At 32.9% G+C, this 18772-nt stretch carries 15 protein-coding genes; 8 read left to right on the top strand and 7 right to left on the bottom strand.

All coding sequences use genetic code 11. The features are described 5' to 3' along the window. Window positions 1-12 precede the first annotated feature (12 nt). Window positions 13-543, bottom strand: coding sequence for a BamA/TamA family outer membrane protein (locus tag OIU80_RS03570; RefSeq protein ID WP_264285683.1), 531 nt, complete (start codon window positions 541-543; stop codon window positions 13-15). Between the two features lie 259 nt (window positions 544-802). On the opposite strand from OIU80_RS03570, the gene OIU80_RS03565 reads away from it, so the two are divergent. From OIU80_RS03565 to OIU80_RS03555, 3 genes are all read left to right on the top strand, one after another. Continuing rightward, window positions 803-2947, top strand: coding sequence for a S46 family peptidase (locus OIU80_RS03565; protein ID WP_264285682.1), 2145 nt, complete (start codon window positions 803-805; stop codon window positions 2945-2947). Between the two features lie 181 nt (window positions 2948-3128). Next, window positions 3129-3842 (top strand): tetratricopeptide repeat protein, encoded by a 714-nt coding sequence (locus OIU80_RS03560; protein ID WP_264285681.1) that lies wholly within the window; start codon window positions 3129-3131, stop codon window positions 3840-3842. A gap of 40 nt (window positions 3843-3882) precedes the next feature. Continuing rightward, entirely contained in the window at window positions 3883-5238 is a 1356-nt protein-coding gene (locus OIU80_RS03555; protein WP_264285888.1) for a UDP-N-acetylmuramate--L-alanine ligase, read from the top strand. 57 nt (window positions 5239-5295) lie between these two features. Here OIU80_RS03555 and OIU80_RS03550 read toward each other — a convergent pair whose 3' ends face one another. Then, window positions 5296-5919 carry a DUF1287 domain-containing protein gene (locus OIU80_RS03550; RefSeq protein WP_264285680.1) on the bottom strand — a complete coding sequence of 208 codons (624 nt, stop codon included), beginning with the start codon at window positions 5917-5919 and terminating at the stop codon, window positions 5296-5298. Between the two features lie 181 nt (window positions 5920-6100). Here OIU80_RS03550 and radC point away from each other — a divergent pair, with 181 nt between their 5' ends. Genes radC through OIU80_RS03535 form a run of 3 tightly spaced genes read left to right on the top strand, consistent with a single transcriptional unit; the run spans window position 6101 to window position 8226 of the window. After that, the gene (gene radC / locus OIU80_RS03545; RefSeq protein ID WP_264285679.1) at window positions 6101-6799 is read left to right on the top strand and encodes a RadC family protein; all 699 of its coding nucleotides are present in this window, start codon (window positions 6101-6103) and stop codon (window positions 6797-6799) included. Next, window positions 6796-7482 (top strand): YjjG family noncanonical pyrimidine nucleotidase, encoded by a 687-nt coding sequence (locus tag OIU80_RS03540; RefSeq protein WP_264285678.1) that lies wholly within the window; start codon window positions 6796-6798, stop codon window positions 7480-7482. The genes radC and OIU80_RS03540 overlap by 4 nt, the downstream gene beginning before the upstream one ends. Window positions 7483-7485: 3 nt before the next feature. Continuing rightward, window positions 7486-8226 (top strand): hypothetical protein, encoded by a 741-nt coding sequence (locus tag OIU80_RS03535; RefSeq protein ID WP_264285677.1) that lies wholly within the window; start codon window positions 7486-7488, stop codon window positions 8224-8226. Window positions 8227-8242: 16 nt separating this feature from the next. Here OIU80_RS03535 and OIU80_RS03530 read toward each other — a convergent pair whose 3' ends face one another. Beyond that, window positions 8243-9520, bottom strand: a complete 1278-nt coding sequence (locus OIU80_RS03530; protein ID WP_264285676.1) for a replication-associated recombination protein A — start codon at window positions 9518-9520, stop codon at window positions 8243-8245. A gap of 204 nt (window positions 9521-9724) precedes the next feature. On the opposite strand from OIU80_RS03530, the gene OIU80_RS03525 reads away from it, so the two are divergent. Then, window positions 9725-10510, top strand: a complete 786-nt coding sequence (locus tag OIU80_RS03525) for a rhomboid family intramembrane serine protease (RefSeq protein ID WP_404827351.1) — start codon at window positions 9725-9727, stop codon at window positions 10508-10510. Between the two features lie 30 nt (window positions 10511-10540). Here OIU80_RS03525 and rlmB read toward each other — a convergent pair whose 3' ends face one another. The 4 genes from rlmB to OIU80_RS03505 form a co-directional block, all read right to left on the bottom strand. Beyond that, on the bottom strand, window positions 10541-11275 hold the full coding sequence (rlmB, locus tag OIU80_RS03520) for a 23S rRNA (guanosine(2251)-2'-O)-methyltransferase RlmB (RefSeq protein WP_264285675.1): 735 nt from the start codon (window positions 11273-11275) through the stop codon (window positions 10541-10543). Window positions 11276-11361: 86 nt separating this feature from the next. Continuing rightward, window positions 11362-12819 carry a SusD/RagB family nutrient-binding outer membrane lipoprotein gene (locus OIU80_RS03515; protein ID WP_264285674.1) on the bottom strand — a complete coding sequence of 486 codons (1458 nt, stop codon included), beginning with the start codon at window positions 12817-12819 and terminating at the stop codon, window positions 11362-11364. Between the two features lie 12 nt (window positions 12820-12831). Further along, on the bottom strand, window positions 12832-16032 hold the full coding sequence (locus OIU80_RS03510) for a SusC/RagA family TonB-linked outer membrane protein (RefSeq protein WP_264285673.1): 3201 nt from the start codon (window positions 16030-16032) through the stop codon (window positions 12832-12834). 206 nt (window positions 16033-16238) lie between these two features. Next, on the bottom strand, window positions 16239-17951 hold the full coding sequence (locus tag OIU80_RS03505; protein ID WP_264285672.1) for a BamA/TamA family outer membrane protein: 1713 nt from the start codon (window positions 17949-17951) through the stop codon (window positions 16239-16241). Between the two features lie 427 nt (window positions 17952-18378). On the opposite strand from OIU80_RS03505, the gene rpsL reads away from it, so the two are divergent. Next, complete coding sequence (gene rpsL, locus OIU80_RS03500) at window positions 18379-18762, top strand: 30S ribosomal protein S12 (RefSeq protein ID WP_022828353.1); 384 nt, start codon at window positions 18379-18381, stop codon at window positions 18760-18762. The last annotated feature ends 10 nt before the right edge of the window (window positions 18763-18772 follow it).

Raw genomic sequence — 18772 nt, 5'->3', positions numbered from 1 at the left:
AAGAACGTATTTTTACAAACTAAAGTTTTTAGAAATACCAATGTTTAATGTTTTTCCAAAATTGAATTTAATGTGCTCTTGTCTTAAGTCGTTTTTACCATCTATGTTATCATAGTTAAGTCCACCTATTGAAAAGTTTAAACCAAAGCCTTTGTTCATGTTTATGAATAAAGCAGGTGTAATATAAGCATACATTCCTTTTGCATCATTTATAGAATTCTGTTGGTAACCTGATCCTATATCTGCAAAAACTGCAAAAGTTTCGTTAAGAGGTCTTGAGTAACGAACAAATCCACCAATTTTTTGATTGTTTGAGTTTTGACCGTTGTCTTTTTTGATGTTACCAACAGTAGCATTTACCCCTGCAGTCCAGTTTTCTGAAAATTGATAACCGAATGTTGGTGAAAAATCAAATGATTCGTTTTTAATATCTCCAATTTTATCAGAAGAATATTCAACATTTCCTCCTACAAGGATTGAACCTTTTTGTGCTGTAGCCATTGTAGAAACAACTAAAGCAATACATAGTAATAATTTTTTCATGTGATTTTAATTTTATTTTTTACAAAAGTATGATAATTTTCATAAGAAATTAATTATGTATTGTTATTTTTTAATAAATTATTTATTACATATTTATTTATGAAATAAAATGCATTCTATGGAATATATTTTATTTTGAATGTGAGGAATTAACAGGTATTAGGTGAAAATTTATAGATATGTTTAATTTGGGGATTGCGCTTAGATGTTTAATTGCGAAAATGAACTATATTCGCACAACTAAAAATATTTAATACGTATGAAAAAAATAATTTTATTTTTGACAATGTGCCTTATGGCTTTTCCTGTGAAAGCAGATGAAGGAATGTGGTTTTTGATGTTTATCGAGAGATTGAATCATAGAGATATGCAGAAAATGGGCTTACAGCTTACATCTGAAGAAATCTATAGTATCAATAATCATAGTTTGAAAGATGCAATAGTCCAGTTTAATGGTGGATGTACTGCCGAAATGGTTTCTAAAAACGGTTTGGTTTTAACGAATCATCACTGTGGTTACGATGCTATCGCAGAGCTTTCTAGTGAAGAGCAGAATTACTTAAAAAACGGTTTTTGGGCAAAAGACAAAAGTGCCGAAATGAAACCAAAATCATTATACGTTCGTTTCTTCGTACGTATGGATGATGTTTCTAAAAGAATTTTATCAAAAGTAAATGATAAAATGACAGAATCAGAAAGAAACAAAGCTATTCAACAAGAAATGGCTCTGATTGAGAAAGAAAATAATGAGGGTGGAAAATATACAGTTTCTGTTCGTCCTTTCTTTCAAGGGAATGAGTATTACTATTTCGTGTATCAGGATTATACAGATGTACGTTTAGTAGGGACACCACCAGAGAGTGTTGGAAAATTTGGAGGGGATACGGATAACTGGGAATGGCCGCGTCATACTGGAGATTTCTCTATGTTTAGAGTATATGCCGATAAAAATGGAAATCCTGCAGAATATTCTAAAGACAATGTGCCTTTACAGCCAAAACACCATTTGCCAGTAAGCTTAAAAGGAGTTAAAGAGAATGATTTTGCTATGATATTAGGTTATCCCGGAAGAACAAACCGTTGGATGCCAGCTGGTGGAATTGAGCAAAACATAAAGTTTGCTTATCCTGCTTGGGTTGAAGGTGCAAAAACAGGAATGGACCAAATGAAAAAGTATATGGATAAAGATGCAACAGTTCGTTTGCAATATGCGTCTAAATATGCTTCAACAGCAAACTACTGGAAAAACCGTCAAGGTATGATCGATGCTTTAACAAAAGCGGGAACAGTAGCTACTAAAACAGAACAAGAAGATAAGTTTTACGAATGGGCTTCTTTGCCAGCTAATAAAGAAAAATACGAAAATGTAATTCCAACTATTAACGGTTATTATAGAGAAACTAATTTAAAAGCGACTCATGATAATTACTTAACACAGCTTTTGCGTACTTCAAGTTATGCAACTGGACCAGCAAATTTGGGGAATGCATTGATAGCTTATTATAGAGAAAATGACGCTAAAAAAGCAGAGATGTTGCCTAAGATTAACGCCCTGATTGATAATATTTATGGTGAATTTTATGCGCCGCTTGAAAAAGATGTGCTAACTGCTCAATTAAATTTATATGCTTCTAAAGCTGTTGAGTATGGTTTAGCTCCACAAATAGCTAAAATGAAATCAGAGAATAATGGTGATTTTACTGCAGATGTTGCAAAGGCAACTGAGATAAGCTATTTCACATCTAAAGATAAAGTGTTAGCGTTTATGGCAGATCCTAAACCATTAGCTATTGTACATGATCCATTGTATATTATTTCTAATGATTTGCTAACAAAATACCGTACAAAAACTGAAGGACAATTAAAAGCTGATGATGGCTTTGCGATTGCTTACCGCGAATTGGTAGAAGGTTTAAGAGAGTCTAAATTAAATACTATTAAATATCCAGATGCAAACTCTACTTTGAGATTGACTTATGGAAAAGTTCGTGCTTTGCCAGAAGATAAGAGAAATGATGCTAAAGTTAATAATTATACTACAATGGCCGGAATGGTTAAAAAGTATAAAGCAGGAGATCAGGAATTTGATTTACCAGCAAGATTATTAGAATTAAACAAAGCAAAAGATTTTGGACAATATGCAGATAAAGCTGGATACATGCCAGTGAATTTCTTAACAGATAATGATATCACAGGAGGAAATTCAGGTTCGCCGGTTCTTAACGGAAAAGGAGAATTAATTGGAGTTGCTTTTGATGGAAATATCGAAGCAATGGCTGGAGATGTTATCTTTGATCCTAAATTACAAAGAACTATCAATGTTGATATTCGTTATGTGCTTTGGATTATCGATAAATATGCTGGAGCTAAACACATTGTTGATGAAATGACAATTGTGAAGTAATTCGATTTTATAATAAAATTAAACCCGACAAGTTTTTAAAACTTGTCGGGTTTCTTGTTTTATTTATTATTAAATTTTAAAAGATAGAATAGTTAAAGTAGCCAGAGATATTTTCTTTGCAAATTACTAATTTATACTTAAAAAGAAATGATACGTTTTATATTTCCACTATTTTTGGAGTATGAAACAAATAATAATAATCTTTCTTTTATTTCCGACCTTATTTTGGTCGCAGACAATTTTTGAGAAAGCTCAAAAATTATTTGAAGCTCAAAAATTATTTGAAGCTGAAAATTTTGATAAGGCAGAAGTTCTTTTTAAATCTGCTTTAAAAGAAAATCCTTCTGATTTTAAATCTTTAGAATATTTGGGTGATATTGCTAGTCGTAATAAAAGATGGGATGATGCTGTAGGTTATTATAAAAAATTAAAAATGGTAAAACCATCAGGGGCTAATTATTTTTATAAATATGGAGGAGCTTTGGGTATGAAAGCTCTTGAAGTAAATAAGTTTAAGGCTCTTGGAATGATTGATGAAGTGAGAGGGGCATTTGAGCAGGCAATTGTACTTAATCCAAAACATATAGAAGCGCGATGGGCTCTTATAGAATTAAATTTAAAATTACCAGGAATTGTAGGTGGTAGTCAAGCTAAAGCAATTAAATATTCGGATGAATTATTGGATTTATCACCAATAGACGGATATTTGTCTAGAGGGCATATTGATGAGTATTTTAAAAGGTATTCAGATGCAGAGCGACAATATAAACATGCAATTATAGTAAGCAAATCTAAAGTAAGTTATCAAATGCTTGCTAACTTATACCAGAAGAAAATGAATCAACCTGTGAAGGCAAAAGCAGTTTTGGATGAGTATAAAAATAAACAAAATTGATTTAATCAAGATTAATAAACGAATAACCGAGCAAACTAAAATGAAAACACATTTTATAGCAATTGGCGGAAGCGCCATGCACAATTTGGCACTAGCATTACATAATAAAGGATATCAAGTTACAGGAAGCGATGATGCCATTTTTGAACCTTCGAAATCAAGATTAGAAAAAAAAGGGATTTTACCTCTGGAAATGGGATGGTTTCCTGAAAAAATAACTTCAGATATCGAGGCAGTAATTTTAGGAATGCATGCTAAGGCAGATAATCCTGAATTATTAAAGGCGCAGGAATTAGGATTGAAAATATATTCTTATCCAGAGTTTTTATATGAACAATCAAAAAATAAAACTAGAGTTGTTATTGGTGGTTCTCATGGTAAAACAACAATTACTTCGATGATTTTGCATGTAATGCATTATCATAATATCGAAGTAGATTATATGGTTGGAGCACAATTAGAAGGGTTTGAAACTATGGTACATCTAACCGAAGAGAATGATTTTATGGTTTTGGAAGGAGATGAGTATTTATCTTCACCGATAGATAGAAGACCTAAGTTTCATTTGTATCAGCCTAATATTGCTTTAATTTCGGGAATTGCTTGGGATCACATTAATGTTTTTCCTACTTATGAGAATTATGTAGAACAGTTTGAGATTTTTATTGAAAAGATTACAAATGGGGGGATATTGGTTTACAATGAAAATGACCCTGAGGTAAAACGTGTGGCAGAAGCAGCTACGAACCCAATTAGGAAATTGGCGTATCATACACCAAATTATACAGTAAGTGATGGGGTAACGCTTCTTGAAACTCCAGAAGGGAATATGCCAATTGAGGTTTTTGGAGCGCATAACTTGAACAATCTTGCTGGAGCAAAATGGATTTGCCAGAATATGGGTGTAGATGAAGCCGATTTTTATGAAGCTATAGCTAGCTTTAAAGGAGCTTCTAAACGACTTGAGAAAATTGGAGAAGGTAAAGGAAAAGTAGCATATAAGGATTTCGCACATTCGCCAAGTAAGGTAGCAGCAACGACTAAAGCTGTAAAAGAACAATATCCAAATCGCACTTTAGTTGCTTGTTTGGAATTACATACTTATAGTAGCTTGAATGCGGCGTTTCTTAAAGAATATGAAGGAGCATTAGAATATGCAGATGTCGCTGTTGTTTTTTATTCTCCAGATGCTGTAAAAATTAAGCAACTAGAAGAGGTTACCTATGAGCAAATTGCGATAGCTTTTAATCGTAAAGATTTGATTATTTATACGAATCCGAAAGATTTTAAAGAGTATCTATTCAATTTGAATTTAGAAAATTCGGCATTGCTATTAATGAGTTCAGGGAATTATGGTGGCTTGAACTTTGATGAAGTGAAGGAATTAATTTCTTAATTAAGAAATTAGATTATGTGCCAATTACATTTTTGTGATTGGCACTTTTTTTAAAGTTTATTTCCCGAATTTATAATGTCCTACAATTTTATAGTCAAATAGACAGTCTTCCATAACTTGTCCTCCACCAACATTATGAACGATTAGATTCCGTTTCCCATCTCGTGATTTTTTATTGGTAATAATTCCAATATGAGGAAGTTTTTCGTTAATTATCCAAGTTACTATTTCACCAGTTTTATATGTTGATGGATTTTGATTTACGGCTAATTTTTGTCCTTTTCTTTCAAAGAAAATTTCCAAATTAGGAACTCTTCTATGATCTATATTAGTGTCAGTTTTTGTCATTCCCCATTTTTCTAAATTTGGATATTTAGAAAAATTAGCAACCATATCTTCATGTACCTCTTTTTGTAAATCAATATCTAATATTCTATAAGATCTAATAATAACATCTGTGCAGACTCCCTTATTTTTAGGGACGTCTCCATTTGGGTATCTAATTGATAAGTAAGCGGGATCATAATCTATTGTTGGATCAATAATAGATATCGCTGCATCTGACAGTTTCTCTTCAAATGTTTTAGATGTTTGAGAATTATAAGACGTAATCTTGGTTTTATCTTCCTGTTTACAAGAATAAAGCAAGATTGTGATTAGTAGTATTGAAATATATTTCATGTTTTTTTTATAAATTTAGGCATCTTTACAATAGGATTTAAAATTATTTGACTGAATTTTCTTCTTTTTTATGTAGTTTAGCCAGTTGAGATATTTTAAGTAAAAGTTATAATTCAAGCTATGAAAATAACTAGTGAGAATATTGATTTTATGTTTTAAATAAAAAAACGGAAAGGTATTTATGGAATCAACACATTTTCCTATTACAGATTGGTCTGAGGATGATCAGCCTCGTGAAAAATTGAGACTTAAAGGTAAAGATACTTTGAGTGATGCTGAATTAATTGCTATTTTGATTGGTTCTGGTAGTAAGAGCGAATCGGCAGTTGATTTGGGTAAAAGAATTTTATTAAGTGTAGATAATAATCTGAATGCATTAGGTAAAATGTCAATTTTGCAATTAACTAAATTTAAAGGAATAGGAGAGGTGAAGGCTATTACAATTATAGCTGCTTTAGAATTAGGCCGTCGCCGAAGATTAGAGGCTGCTTCTAAATTAGACGAAATTACCTCCAGTAAAATAGTTTTTGAGATGATGCAGCCTATTATTGGAGAGTTATCACATGAAGAGTTTTGGGTACTTTTTCTAAATAATTCTAATAAAATAATTTCTAAATCGCAATTGAGTAAAGGAGGTATTACAGGAACAGTTGTTGATGTGCGCCTTGTTTTTAAATTAGCACTTGAAACTAGAGCTACGAGCTTGATATTATGCCATAATCATCCTTCGGGCAATTTGCAGCCAAGTGGTGCAGATAAAGAAATTACAAAGAAAATAAAGATGGCAGGAGAAAGTTTAGATGTTAAAGTTTTAGATCATTTGATTATAACTGATTCAAAATATTATAGTTTTGTAGATGAAGGAATTTTTAACTTATGAATACTACTATTACCGACATTTTTTTTGATTTAGATCATACGCTTTGGGATTTTGATAAAAATTCAGAATTAGCATTTGAAGCTATCTTAAATCAGCGTCACCCAACAATTGAGATTAACACTTTCATAGAAAAGTATATCCCTATAAATCAGGCTTGCTGGAAATTGTATCAAAACGATAAAATTTCGCACGTTGAGTTGCGTTATAATAGATTGAAACATACTTTTGATGCTTTGAATTATGCAGTTTCAGATGAGTCAGTTAATGAAATGGCGGATGAGTATATTAGGGTACTACCAGATAATAATTATCTTTTTGATGGGGCAATTGAGATTTTAGAATATCTAAAAAATAAATACAGATTGCATATCATTACTAATGGATTTGCAGATGTTCAACATAGAAAAATAATCAACTCAAATATTGGAGACTATTTTCAAACAGTTACAAATTCAGAAATGGCAGGGGTAAAGAAACCTAATCCTATTATTTTTGAATATGCCTTAAATTCTGCTAATTCTAAAAAAGAGAATAGCATAATGATTGGAGATTGTCTTGATGCCGATGTTCAGGGAGCTCTGAGTGCTGGACTTGATGCAATTTTCTTTAATGAGAAAAAAATTGAAGCGCAACAAAATATAAAACAAATTAATCATTTACTAGAACTAAAAAAATACTTATAAACTATGAAAACAAGAATCTTATTATTGCTTATATTTATCTCAAGCTATGGTTTTTCTCAATCTGTTAACGACTACAAAGCAGTTGTTGTTCCATTGAAATATGATTTCATGAAAACAGAAAATCAATACAGATTAGCTACACTTACGAAGTTTAATTTAAATAAAGCTGGTTTTGAAGCTTTTTATGTCAATGAAACAGTTACGGATGATTATAATAGATGCGATTTATTGTATGTAGATGTAGTAAAAGACAATGCATTTTTGGTGACAAAGCTGTATATAACATTCAAAGATTGTTATGGGAAAATAGTTTTTACATCTGCAATAGGAAAAAGTAAAACAAAAGAATATGATTTAGCATATTCCGAAGCTTTAAATCAGGCCTTTGTATCAGTTAACGCTTTGAATTATAAATATAATGGAACAAAAGCATCAGTAACTAAAAATAATCAATCTTCAGTTTCAGTAGCTCCTGTTGCTGTAACTTCTAATGCAGTTGTGAATACAGTTGTAAATAATAACGACCCTAATTTGTTGTATGCACAACCTACTGAAACAGGCTATCAGTTAATTGATAAAACTCCAAAAGTAGTTATGAAATTGATGAAAACTTCACGTCCTGATTCATTTATAGCAATAAAAGGTGATATTCAGGGGTCTCTAAATGCAAAAGATAACGAGTGGTACTTTGAATATTATCAAAATGATAAATTAGTTTCAGAAAAAGTAGTCGTTAAGTTTTAAGTTCATTTATACGAATTTAATATCCGTATTTATCTTTCCAACGATTTCTCAAAAATTCCCGGTTGCTATTCTCTCTAGAGTTGTTGCCGGGATTATATAATACAGTTTCAGATAGTGCATCGGGCAAAAACTCCTGTTCGGCAAAGTTATTTGCATAGTCGTGCGAATATTTGTAGTCATCACCATAGCCCAATTCTTTCATTAATTTTGTTGGAGCATTGCGTAAATGTATCGGAACAGGCAAATCTCCTGTTTGTTTTACTAATTGTTGTGCACTGCCTATAGCCATATAAGAAGCATTACTTTTAGGGGAAGTTGCTAGATAAATGGCGCATTGACTTAATATTATTCTGCTTTCAGGGTAACCAATTGTTGTAACTGCTTGGAAAGTATTGTTAGCCATAATAAATGCTGTAGGATTTGCATTTCCTATGTCTTCACTTGATAGGATAAGCATTCTTCTAGCAATGAATTTTACATCTTCACCTCCTTCAATCATTCTGGCCAACCAGTAAACGGCTCCGTTAGGGTCGCTTCCGCGGATGGATTTTATAAACGCAGAAACGATGTCATAATGTTGTTCACCACTTTTGTCATACAAGACAGTATTCTGCTGTACTAATTCAAATACACGGTCATTGGTTATGGTTATTTCGTCGTTAGGAGATGCATTTATGACTAATTCAAAAATGTTTAATAGTTTTCTTCCATCCCCTCCCGAAAGTCTTAACAGGGCTTCAGTCTCTTTTAAATTAATTTTTTTAGAAGCTAGGATAACATCGGTTTTCATGGCACGATGTAATAATAATTCTAAATCGTTTTTTGTAAAAGCATTTAAGATATAAACTTGACACCTAGATAATAATGCTGGGATTACCTCAAAACTCGGGTTTTCGGTTGTTGCTCCAATGAGAGTAATCCATCCTTTTTCGACAGCAGCCAAAAGTGAATCCTGTTGTGATTTGCTAAAACGATGAATTTCATCAATAAATAGGATCGGGTTTTTGGCTGTAAATAAACCGCCACTTTGCTTCGCTTTTTCTATAACATCACGAATGTCTTTTACACCAGAATTAATAGCACTCAAAATGTAAAAAGGACGCTTAGACTCTTGTGCAATGATCTGCGCTAAAGTTGTCTTTCCTGTTCCAGGTGGACCCCAGAGTAATAATGATGGAATGATTCCTTTTGTGATTTGTTGTGTTAATGAACCATTTGGTCCAACCAAGTGACTCTGGCTAATGTAGTCTTCTAGTTTCTGAGGTCTTATGCGTTCTGCTAATGGTGCTTCCATTTTGTAAAATTACTATTTTCCATTTTGATTTGTTACCTCATTTAACTTTTTTTAGGAGCAATTTGGTTTGCCAGTTTGAGATCTATTGGGATAGGTTAAAAATAGGGCCTTGTTGTTGTGTTTATATCTGACAAAATAGCATTATATTTATTTTGGACAAATTTTTGACATTGATTTAGTCATCAATCATAATTATAAACAATAGTGGAAAATCATTTTAAATTCACCAATTCGGTTATCGTATTGCCATTATTCTCTGTATTGTTTTTATGGATTGTTTATTGGCTACAGATTCGTTATGATTTCGATTTTTATGAAAATGGTATTTACCCGAGAACATTTTCGGGTTTACAAGGTATAATCTTTAGCCCTTTTATTCACGGGGATATAAGTCATTTGTATAATAACTCAATACCATTATTGGTTTTGCTTGCTGCTCTTCAGTTCTTCTATCCAAAGCAGACTGTTCCTGTAATTATTTATGGAATATTGTTTTCAGGATTAATAACTTGGATTATTGCAAGGCCTAATTATCATATAGGGGCGAGTGGGTTGATTTATGTTCTGGTAAGCTTTATTTTTTTTAAAGGAATTCAAACTCAATATTACCGATTGGTAGCTTTGTCTTTATCGGTTGTTTTGCTTTATGGCGGAATGATTTGGTATATCTTTCCAGAAGTAGATACTTCAATCTCTTGGGAAGGTCATTTGGCGGGATTAATAACGGGTTTTTTGATGTCACTCAAATACAAGACACCCGAATATCAGAAGCCAATTTTATACGATTGGCAACATCCTGATTTTAATCCTGAAGAAGACGCTTTTATGAAACGTTTTGATAAAAATGGGAATTTTGTTAATTTACCAGAACCAGAAGAAATTATTCTAGAAAGCGAGTCTTTTTTTACTTCTAATACAAACGTCGTTTATGATTTTGTAGCAAATGAAAGTTCTATAAAAACAAAAAATGAATCAAAACCGGAGCTTTAATTCATTTTTTATGTATTAAGTATTGTTATTCTAATTTCGTTGGCGAACTGCTTCGTATAAAAAAGCACCACAAGCTACAGATACATTTAATGAGCCAATTGTACCAAACATTGGAAGCTTTGCTTTTTCGTCTACAATTTTTAACACTGACGGATTAATACCTCTATCTTCTGAACCCATGATGATTGCAACTGGTTCGTTTAGAGAAATGTCATAAATATTTTGATCTGTTTTTTCTGTTGCAGCGACAGTTTTTATACCTGAACCTTGTAAGTAAAAGATAGCATCTTTTATGTGTTCTACTTTGCAGATTGGAACATTAAATACTGCTCCAGCAGATGTTTTAACAGTATCTCCGTTTACTGGGGCAGAGCCAGATTTCTGAACAATAATTCCATTTACACCTGTACATTCAGCTGTTCTAATAATTGCACCAAAGTTTCTTGCATCAGATATTTGATCCAATATTAAAAATAGGGGAGTTGTTCCAGATGCAACAGTTGAGTCTACTAGATGTTCTAGTTCAATAAATCCAATAGGCGATATTGTTGCAACTGCACCTTGATGATTATTAGGGGTAAGTCTGTTAAGTTTTTCAACTGGAACATAAGAAAAGTTGATGTTGGCTCTTTTCATCACTTTCATCAAATCTTTCATTAATTCACCTGAAATCTCCTTTTGTATAAAGACTTTATCTACTTCTTTGCCAGATTGAATTGCCTCTATGATTGCTCTTATTCCGAATATTTGATGTTCTTTTTCCATGTTGCAAATATATATATAATGTTTATATAAAAAAAACCACTCTGAATGAACAGAGTGGTTTTAGATATAATTAAATAAGACAAAAATTAGAATTTATCCCAGAAAAGTTTAGTTGTCATTTTATCACCACCAATAGCAGCTGAAGCTGCAGCGTAATTTGCGCCATTTGTAGAAGGAGCTAAGTGAGAATATATCATTCTTACAGGTACTTTACCTTCTGCTTCTGGTACAGCTGTAGACGGTGCTACAAGTTTTGGAAAGTCAAGTCTTCTGTATGCAGTCCAACTTTCAAAACCTCTGTTGTAGTATGCAATCCACATCTGATATGCAATTCTTTCTTTAGGATTGCTTCCTATTGCAGTTGGAAAAGCAACGTTAGGTTGTGCAAGATAAGTGCTAATATCTGAACTTGCTACACCCCAAAAATCCATACTTGCAGTAATACCATTTGTATAGTGTGTGCTTGCAGAGCTTCCAACTGCCCAACCTCTATTTGCTGCATCTGCTAATAAGAAAGATGTTTCAGCATAGTCAAAAAGATCTCCGATGTAGTCGACTTCTTTTAAAAGAGGATTGAATAAAGATACTGTTGCAATATCAGCTTTAAAGCCATAAGGAGCACCGACATATACTCCTCCTTTTTTAGTTGCTGGATTAAAATAGAAGTCTCTTCTTGGGTCGTTAAGAGTTGTTAATGCATCTACGAATAAACTTGATATAGCAAAATCTGCTCTACTATTGAAATCCTCAAAGTTAGGATTGAAGTGAGGTTTAGCTGATGTATATCTGAAAATTGCATTATCTGCATTACTAGTCATCGCTCCAGAACTATAAGCTGTTTCAACTAATGTTTTAGCAGTAGCTGGATCCACGTCAGATAATTGCATACCTAATCTAATTTGTATAGAATTTCCGTATTTTTTCCAGCTTTCTACGTCTCCATTGAAAATTAAATCAGCAGTGCCAAAACTTTTATTAGATGTGTCTAATTGGCTTATGGCTTTAGTTATGCGAGTCCCTAAATCTTTATAAATTGTGAGTCCATCATCATATTTTGGCATAAAATTGCTAGGGTCTAATGCTTCAAAGTATGGTACGTTACCGTAAAGATCTACCAGGGTTTGATATACTTGTACGATTTGAATTTCGATAATTGCAATCTTATTTTGCTTTATGGCAATAGCTTCAGTACCTGCTGCAGATGTAGCTGAAATTCGATTCTTAGAATCGACTAAGTCTTTTAATACGTCTCTGTACAGTAAAACCCAGTTTGCGTTTCCTAATGATCGTGCAGCCATTTCGTATCTAGATTCATCGGGATAAGCAATTGCGGTCCATTGTTGTGCGTATAATCTAAAATTATTTCTGTTTGAAGAAGCATTGTTTAGAAAGATTGCATACTGTTCCTGTGCTGAAGACATTAGTGCTTCCGGTATAGGTGTTACGTATGCTTTGGTGTCCTCATTTAAACTTTCAACATTGTCGCAAGAATTGAAACATAATGCTAAAAATGCGAAAAGTATAGGGTGTTTTAATTTTTTCATTTTTTTTAATTTTTAGAATTGAACTTTTACATTAAAGCTAATTTCTCTAACTGAAGGCATAACCCCTGTTTGGAATCCTTGGAAGTTTCCAGAGCTGAAACCAGCTTCAGGATCTGCGTATGGTAAGTTTTTGTGGATAATCCATAAGTTACTACCATTTGCTGCAAAAGTAACATTATTCATAAATGTACCTTCTAATAATCTTGCTGGTAATTGGTATGCTATTGTAACTTCTCTTAGTTTTACATAAGAAGCATCATAAACAAATGATTGATTTGGGAAAGATTTATAACCTAAGTTGGATTCTCCAGTATCAGTTGTAACTGCCGCTCTCACCGTGTTAGGGCTTCCATCTGCTTGGACACCTGGTAAGATTACTCCTCCTGGCTTTGGGTCAGTAAGTTGGTTACGAATAGGGTTGCCTAATTCATTTGTTCCAACTGTATTTTGGTAAAGTCCACTAGCTTGTCCGTAAGCTTGATCTAAAGAAAATACATCTCCACCTTTTTTAAAGTCAATTAAAAAGCTTAAAGTTAAGTTTTTGTAATTAAAAATGTTGTTGAGACCACCTGTCCAATCTGGAGCTATGTTTCCGATAACAGAATTACTAACTTTTTCGTAGTTACCATTTGGTAATACTACTCTTTCTCCGTTTAGGTATTTATATCCTGAACCTTTGATTACTCCTAGTGGTTGACCAGGGACTGCATTTAAGCTTGTTCCTTGGTTGAATGTGCCGATAACGACTTGAGGAAGACCATCAGCTAAAGATACGACTTCGCTCTTGTTTTGGTTCCAGTTTATTTTTGATGTCCAAGAGAAATTTTGTGTTTTTATAGGAACTAAAGTAAGTGTTAATTCGACACCTTTGTTAGTTAACTCTCCGGCATTAGTTGTTGTTCCTGTGTAACCAGTCTCAGCGCCAGTAGTAATATCCATAATCAAATCCTTAGTTGTGCTTTTGTATACAGAAGCCTCAAGACCAATTCTTCGTTTAAATAATTGTAATTCGATACCAGCTTCTTGTCCGTAAATTCTTTCGGATTTTAAGTTTGGATTTTTACGAATGTTTTCATTTGAAAATAATGGATTGCGACCAAAGTTAGTGTCTTTAGTGTAAACTGGGATGATTACGTGTGGTGCAGCATCATTTCCAGTTTGAGCATAGTTAAGTCTAAGCTTACCAAAGTCAAGCCAAGGTACATTCAAATGTTTACTAAAGATATAAGTACCAGTAATTGAAGGGTAGTTATATTTAGCTGATGCCGATGGTAAAGTTGATGATTCATCAATTCTAAATGTTCCTTCAATAAAAAATGTGTCTTTGTAGTCAAAAGAGGCACTAGCATAAACACTGTTTACACCTACTTCCTCTAGTATTTCTGTTGGGGTTTCAATAGCGCTAACAGAATTTGAAAGTGCATACATTTTTGGGATTAATAATCCGCCGTTTGTTGATGCAAGAACAGTGCTAAGTCTAGATCTTCTGCTAGATCCCCCAAGTAGTCCTCTAAAGTTGATATCTTCTCCAATTTTAGTTTTGAAATTAAGTATTAAGTCAAGATTGATTTCTCGGAATCTTTTGTCGAATCTACTGTATCTAGAAGTATGGTTATTAGATGATGATCCTACAGCAATTCTTTCTTCTTGAGTTTCGGCATAAGTATCCATTGCACCTCTTCCTGTTACTGAAAGCCAGTTTGTAATTTCTGTATTAACTGTAAAGTTACCAAAGAAACGGTCTCTGTCGAAATTATTGTAATTTTCATAGCGTCCGAAATATGGATTATCCCAATATAAAGGATTTGTATCTGTAGGAGATCTTGGATTCCAGGTGATGTTTTTGCCTGTTGATTGATAAGCGCGTTGTTGTTCTTTAATGTCTACATCAGTATGCCACCATTGTCTGAAGCCACCAATAATATTATCTGTATATCCAGTATCATTCAATCCGGTACCCTGAGAAGTGATGTAATTTGCAGTTGCAGCAATTTCCGTTTTGCTAGTTAATTTGTAGCTGCCAGAAAAATTGAAATTATCTTTCTTTAGGTTGCTATTAGGTAGGATTCCTGTTTGGTCAAATTTAGTGTAACCAAATCTAAAAGTTCCGTTTTCATTTCCGTTACTTATTGCTATGTTGTTTGTATAAGTAGTAGAGTGATTATAAAATGAGTTTGGATCATTTTTTGCCGCTTGCCAAGTTGATGTCTTTCCGTAGGTGTCTGTTAATTCTGGATAATATGAATTCCAATTGTATACTCTTTGGTTTGAATTGAACGCAGGTCCCCAAGAGGCATCTTCTGATACTATAGTTGGGAATGATCCTTGACCTAAATCTACATTTGAACTGAATATAGAGCTATCTCCTCCTCCATATTGTTTTTGATATTCAGGAAGTGTTTTCTTGTCAGCAGTACCAGTTGTGATTCCTGAGCTAAAAGAAATTCCTAGACCTTTTCCTTTTCTTCCTTTTTTAGTAGTTACAATGATTACACCGTTACCAGCTCTTGAACCATATAAAGCTGATGCCGCGGCTCCTTTTAGCACGTTGATTGTTTCGATGTCATCGGGGTTAATGTCTGATGCAGCATTTCCATAATCATAACCTGAACGACCTGCTTTTTGATCTTTTGTGTTTGAATTGTCATTGTTTAATGGAATTCCGTCAACTACCCAAAGGGCTTGGTTGTTCCCAGTGATTGATTTAGAACCACGAATAACAACATTTGTTGATCCTCCAATGTTACCACTTCTTTTAATTTCGATACCAGCTACTTTACCAGCAATTGAGTTTGAAACGTTTCCAGTGTTAACTTTTGTTAAGTCCTCTCCGCTAACTTCTTGTGTAGCATAACCTAGAGATTTTTTCTCTCTCTTTATTCCTAGGGCTGTTGTTACCACAACACCTTCAAGTTCTAGTGCGTCTCCAGCTAGTTTAGCATTTATCACAGCTGAACTCGCTGTTATTTCTTGGGTTTTCATACCGATATAGCTAAATACCAAGACTTGGGTTGGGGATGCTTTGATGGTATATTTACCATCGAAATCAGTTTGTGTTCCGCTTTTCGTGCCTTTGACTAATACACTCACACCTGGTAAGGGCATTCCTTCATTGTCAGAAACAATTCCCGAAACAACTCTTTCTTGCGCGAAGGTTAGTTGCGCTAAAAGTAGTAATAGTACTACTAAGAATCCATTGAACTTTAGTTTCATTTTTAATTATTTTGAATTAGTGATACAATATTCATAATAATTTATTATTTATCCTAATATTATGTTAACGATTTTTTTACTTAGTTAAAAATTTAACGTTTTAACATATTTCAACTAAAGTGTTGTATTACTGTTTATAATTATGCTTTATTGGCTATTTTTTTTATTTTATATTAAGTTATTTTTGTAATTTTTTAACTTTAATATTAAAATTTAACATTATAGGATATGTTAAGGATGCTATTGTAGAATTTTATTTTATCTTCTGTTGTACTTCCATTTGCGAGAATTATTTTTAACAGTCCGTTTCTTGTTAGTGCTCCTAGTCCTAGGCCAACACTTATTAAGTTGTTTGTTTTTTTATTGTTTCCTATAGAGGTTTTGTCTTGATATATGCCGTAATCAAGTATGGTGTGTAGGTAAAGGTTTGAAGAGGCGAGATACCTGTATTCGGTTATAAGTAAATTCGCACTATTCCCTTGAAGGATGTTTTCTGCAAATCCACGTATGGAGTTTATACCACCAAATCGATATAATTCATTTGTTAAGTAAGAATCACTTAATAAATAGTAGTTTTTACTTCTTATGTATAGGCTATTTTTGGTGTTCAGGTAAAAAATATTGGACAAGTCGATGTTGGTATAGTATTGCTTGTTTTCGTTAGATTCGTCAGTTATACTGTTTGTATTTGTTCTTTTTCCGAGGCCGGCAGTGATGATTATATTCGTTTTGTTTGGAGATGTGAAGTTTTCAGGTGTTATTTTTTTATATTCAAAGGTAGCTGTTGTAAAGTGGTTTTTGTAATCTTGAATTGATTTGCTATTCGTGTTTTGTATGTCGCTTGATTCGGTAGATTGGTATCCTAGGTATAAATGAGAATTGTATTTTATGTAATAGCCTAAAGCTATTGCGGTTTTTGTGTTTTGAAAAATACTGTCTTGTTTGAAAATTTCTAACTCAGCTCTTAGGCTTGTAGAGGTTTTAAATAGATAAGGGATTTCTAGTTTTGTTCTGAATGTGGTTTGTTTGTTTCCGTCGCTTTTCCAATATAAAGAGAACTCCTCTCCGCTATGAAGAGTGTTTTCTAGGTTGATATCAAGATATCCATTTAGAGTTATTTTTTTACTATCGTCATTTGAGAATCCGATGTAGCCATCGAAAGTGTTGGCTTTTCTTTTTTCGAGGTAGATGTATATTTTTGTTGAGTCTTTTGTGAAAAGTATTTCAGGAAATTTACTTTGTTTTATGAATGAGAATTTTTCAAAATCATTGTAGATTTCTGTTGCTGTTTCTTGGTTGAATGTTTTTCCAGTATATTTTTTTTCAATTTGTTTTAAGTGTCCTTTAGGGAAAATGCTTGATTGATTACTTTGTGTGTAGTTCAGTATAATTGAATTTATTTCTCTCTTCTTTTCGCTTTTAAAGTCTAAATCTGCATAAAGGGTGTTTTTTTTTCGATGAATGTTTGTGAGTTTTAATTTTGTAAAAGCGTACCCTAGATTTTCAAGCTGATTTAGTTTTTTGTTCAAGAGGGATTCTATTTCTTCGAACGGAGTTATTAGTGTATCATTTTTTAGGTTTGGAAATATGGTTTTGAGAATTAGATTTTTATTACTTATATATATATGTATGGAGTTTGTTTTTTCTTTTAAGTTGAATTTAATTGTAAATAGGCTGTCGTTTGTGCGGGTATTAGAAGTTATTCTGTTGTCAATGTAGCCTCTTGCAGATAGTTTGTCTGAGAATGACTGTATCTCATCATTGATGGATTTTGTTGTTTTGTGTTTTTTTAAATAGGGTATGGAGTCTATGGTTTTGTCTTCCGGATTGTTTTCTCCAGTTATCTTTAATTCAAAATGTTGTGCATGACATTGCGAGCTTATGATGATTGTTAAAAAAAGATACAGGAGTGTTTTCAAGTCTTAAAAAGTGTTTGTTAAATGTAATGCAAATATCCAATCTTTAAGATAAAAATAATGAAGCTATTTGAAACTTTTGCTTAATCTGAAATAAAATTATTTGAATTCCTTTCTTGTAAATGTTGTTTTTGTGAAATTTGAGATTTGTAGAGTTTTGTTATAATTGAAAATAATTCTGTCTTTTTTGATGTTTTTGTTTTGCTTGAAGAGTTTTGTTAAGTGTTGTTTGTTTCGTGAAATCTGAAGCATAGGATTTTTGGTTATTTTTTATTTTAAACTTTCAGAGGGCTGAGGTAGAAAACATAAGGTTAAATAATCTTATTGAAAATTAATGCATTAACGTTTGTATAGTGAAAAATATTTTATACATTTGCAACCCCGTAAAAAGCGGGAATTTAATATACATAATAAATTTTTAGTATTAATTATGCCAACAATTCAACAATTAGTAAGAACAGGAAGAACTCAGATGACTAAGAAGAGTAAATCGGTTGCTTTAGATTCTTGTCCTCAAAGAAGAGGGGTTTGTACGCGTGTTTACACTACTACACCAAAAAAACCAAACTCTGCAATGCGTAAAGTAGCGCGTGTACGTTTGACAAATGGTAACGAAGTAAATGCTTACATCCCTGGAGAAGGACACAATTTACAAGAGCACTCGATAGTATTAGTTAGAGGCGGAAGGGTAAAAGATTTACCAGGTGTTAGATATCATATCGTTCGTGGAGCGCTTGACACGTCAGGAGTTGCAGGAAGAACGCAAAGAAGATCTAAGTACGGTGCTAAACGCCCAAAAGAAGCAAAAAAGTAATTTAAACTTT

This window comes from Flavobacterium frigoritolerans, assembly GCF_025847275.1.
Classification (GTDB): Bacteria; Bacteroidota; Bacteroidia; order Flavobacteriales; family Flavobacteriaceae; genus Flavobacterium; species Flavobacterium frigoritolerans.
The sequence above is the reverse complement of the archived record's forward strand: the minus strand, read 5'-3'. Positions and strand labels throughout refer to the sequence as shown.

Excerpts from the sequence above, each read along its gene's own strand:
- OIU80_RS03565 (WP_264285682.1), top strand. The coding sequence starts at position 803 with ATGAAAAAAATAATTTTATTTTTGACAATGTGCCTTATGGCTTTTCCT.
- rlmB (WP_264285675.1), bottom strand. The coding sequence starts at position 11,275 with ATGGAAAAAGAACATCAAATATTCGGAATAAGAGCAATCATAGAGGCA.
- OIU80_RS03555 (WP_264285888.1), top strand. The coding sequence starts at position 3,883 with ATGAAAACACATTTTATAGCAATTGGCGGAAGCGCCATGCACAATTTG.
- OIU80_RS03510 (WP_264285673.1), bottom strand. The coding sequence starts at position 16,032 with ATGAAACTAAAGTTCAATGGATTCTTAGTAGTACTATTACTACTTTTA.
- OIU80_RS03515 (WP_264285674.1), bottom strand. The coding sequence starts at position 12,819 with ATGAAAAAATTAAAACACCCTATACTTTTCGCATTTTTAGCATTATGT.
- radC (WP_264285679.1), top strand. The coding sequence starts at position 6,101 with ATGGAATCAACACATTTTCCTATTACAGATTGGTCTGAGGATGATCAG.
- OIU80_RS03535 (WP_264285677.1), top strand. The coding sequence starts at position 7,486 with ATGAAAACAAGAATCTTATTATTGCTTATATTTATCTCAAGCTATGGT.
- OIU80_RS03530 (WP_264285676.1), bottom strand. The coding sequence starts at position 9,520 with ATGGAAGCACCATTAGCAGAACGCATAAGACCTCAGAAACTAGAAGAC.
- OIU80_RS03560 (WP_264285681.1), top strand. The coding sequence starts at position 3,129 with ATGAAACAAATAATAATAATCTTTCTTTTATTTCCGACCTTATTTTGG.
- OIU80_RS03570 (WP_264285683.1), bottom strand. The coding sequence starts at position 543 with ATGAAAAAATTATTACTATGTATTGCTTTAGTTGTTTCTACAATGGCT.
- rpsL (WP_022828353.1), top strand. The coding sequence starts at position 18,379 with ATGCCAACAATTCAACAATTAGTAAGAACAGGAAGAACTCAGATGACT.
- OIU80_RS03540 (WP_264285678.1), top strand. The coding sequence starts at position 6,796 with ATGAATACTACTATTACCGACATTTTTTTTGATTTAGATCATACGCTT.
- OIU80_RS03550 (WP_264285680.1), bottom strand. The coding sequence starts at position 5,919 with ATGAAATATATTTCAATACTACTAATCACAATCTTGCTTTATTCTTGT.